2 protein-coding genes and 1 pseudogene are annotated in these 2,325 nt (G+C 43.6%); all 3 read right to left on the bottom strand.

Going from position 1 to position 2,325, the window contains the following annotated elements:
* Nucleotides 1–816: 816 nt before the first annotated feature.
* Nucleotides 817–1,395 (bottom strand): annotated as a pseudogene (locus OGY09_RS14135) (RHS repeat-associated core domain-containing protein); the annotation flags it as partial.
* A gap of 7 nt (nucleotides 1,396–1,402) precedes the next feature.
* Nucleotides 1,403–1,789: an ankyrin repeat domain-containing protein gene (locus OGY09_RS14130; RefSeq protein ID WP_050592484.1), complete on the bottom strand. Its 387-nt coding sequence runs from the start codon at nucleotides 1,787–1,789 to the stop codon at nucleotides 1,403–1,405.
* Nucleotides 1,786–2,325: RHS repeat-associated core domain-containing protein (locus OGY09_RS14125; RefSeq protein ID WP_286590564.1), on the bottom strand; the 540-nt coding region annotated here is incomplete at its 5' end. The genes OGY09_RS14125 and OGY09_RS14130, both read right to left, overlap by 4 nt.

The following is a 2,325-nucleotide window of genomic DNA, read 5'->3' as shown; positions in this document are numbered from 1 at the left end:
TTCCGGCGTCAGGCCGCACCCGGCCAGCCACTGCCGGTTTTCATCGCTGATAACCCCGGCGCGCAGCTCTCCTTCCAGGCTGTCCAGCATCGCCCTCAGTGCCAGCTTCTCCGCCAGGCTCCGGTGCTGTGCCTTCGCCTGTTCAGCCGCGTCAGAGATCCCGGAGGACCTTCCACCATCTCTTCACAAACTTATGCATACTCCGTACAACGAACCCCTCACTATACGTTTCTGCCTACGGCACACGGTGATCTTGCCCTGCCTACCCTGTTGCGGGTAACGTTAACAGTGATGGTTATAATGCAATCCATATCCCTTCCTAATAGCACGATAATTTGTCGTAAACCGGACAGATCATCTTCATTATTCTAATTGCTATAAAAACAGCGACAAACTATGTTATAGATGACATATGCACCACTAATTAAAAATGCAAATGAGCAATAACGCAACCATCCTCCATCTGAATATAATGACAGAGATATAATAACTGATATTACAACACATATTATTGCGATAACGAATAATTTATGATACACATTATCATTAATAGCAGTTACGTTAATCACTATTAAGGCAATGATGGATAAAATTAATCCTATGCAAAAAAATAAAGTTTTCACTGTGATGTTCCACTATTTGTTGTAGTACTGCTTCCCCTTGATGATGATGCCCCTACACCCATTGTAGTAATAGCTCCTTTTCTTTCTGGTTGAGTAGCAGATTTACCAGGAGCAGATTTGAACTGACGTTGGCTCCAGCTACGACAAATATCATCATACCCATAGTAGCTTCGCTCCCCAATTTTCTTATCCATCATCCCCTTAAAGATTTTGTCTTGTTCAGCATTTGTTTTTTATAATCGACTATTACCCCTCCATGTGATACATCCTTATAAACCTCTCCGTGCGGGAAGTCACTCATCCCATAGCTATACGAATCATAAACGCCATTTGGATCACCAATATTTACACTTTGATGGAGATCTGGCTCACTTGGTGCCGCGCCTTCTAACCAAATATCCAGTCCTCTGGGATCAATAAATTTCACCGGATTATTAAATACGTAGCTATATAAATTCCATCCCCCCTCCAGCCCAATCGGGTCCTGGGTGATATACTTCCCTGCCCCGGATTGTAGTAGCGGTGGCGGTTGTAATACAATCCTGTCTCCTTATCCTCCTGCTGTCCTGGCAGCCGTATTAACTGATCCAGATTGTCCGGATTATCCTCCCGCAGCACATTAACCCCATTCGTCATACTCTGTCTACCAGGCAATCTTCCCGTTTACGTCAATCAGCACCAGCGGAAGGTAGCAGTGGTACAGATGAACTTCTCTCTCCAGCGTCAGTCCGCACGGTGCCAGCCAACGACGGTTTCCCCTTGCTGATTTCTCTGTAGCTTTATTCCTTTATGTGTTCTTTAATTAGTTCATATATACCCAAATATTTTCCAATTCTGGCAACATCCGCAGCTGTTTGTCCAAATTCATTTTTTATCAAAGGATTTGCATTCAGCTCTAGCAGGACCTTTACAGAATCAAGTGTTCCTCGCATTGCAGCTTGGTGTAATGGTGTATTCCCTAAGTCACCAATAGAGTTTACATTTGCACCAACTGATATCAAAATGTATATGTCTTCAATATTACCTTTCCTGGCAGCAATATGTAGCATGGTGTCGTCTACTGCGCCTGGTTGATTGACATCCAAAAGATCCATCCCTAAAAATTCGGCATGTTCTTTATATCTATCAATCAAATTTTTAATTTTTAATTTCTTTGCTTTTTTCATTTTGTACACTTTTTATTGTGTTCTTCTTTTAAATTATTCAAGCGCTGTCGCCAGCCGTCAAGCTTTTCATCATGACGACCTGGCAACCAGTTGGAATCCCAATTTTCATATAAATTGATACACTCCTTTGAGTGATCTATTTTTTTTGAAAGTGATGAACATTCGTTACTTCCCGGAGGTGGGGGAGTATCACAAAACATTTTTGCGTGTTCATATTCACTTTGTCTTCCACCATCCCAAGACGGACTGTTACTTTGTCCTGAAGAATTAGCTGAATTAGCCTGTATTTGTTGTCCTGCAATAGAGGCTGACAAACCCAATCCCACAAGTATTGCTTCACATCCTCCCGCAGCGCAGACGCCGGGAATTACCATCCATACTATCAGCCCCAGTGGATCTACCTCTGTGACCGGATTAAGTGGGTAGGTATAGGGGTTTAACCCGCCTCTTAGCCCTATCGGATCCTGGGTGTTATACCGTCCCAGTCCCGGATTGTAGTACCGGTGGCGGTTGTAGTGCAGTCCGGATTCGTCGTC

Source organism: Citrobacter sp. Cpo071 (assembly GCF_030332765.1).
In the GTDB taxonomy this organism is placed as follows: domain Bacteria; phylum Pseudomonadota; class Gammaproteobacteria; order Enterobacterales; family Enterobacteriaceae; genus Citrobacter; species Citrobacter portucalensis.
The sequence above is the reverse complement of the archived record's forward strand: the minus strand, read 5'-3'. Positions and strand labels throughout refer to the sequence as shown.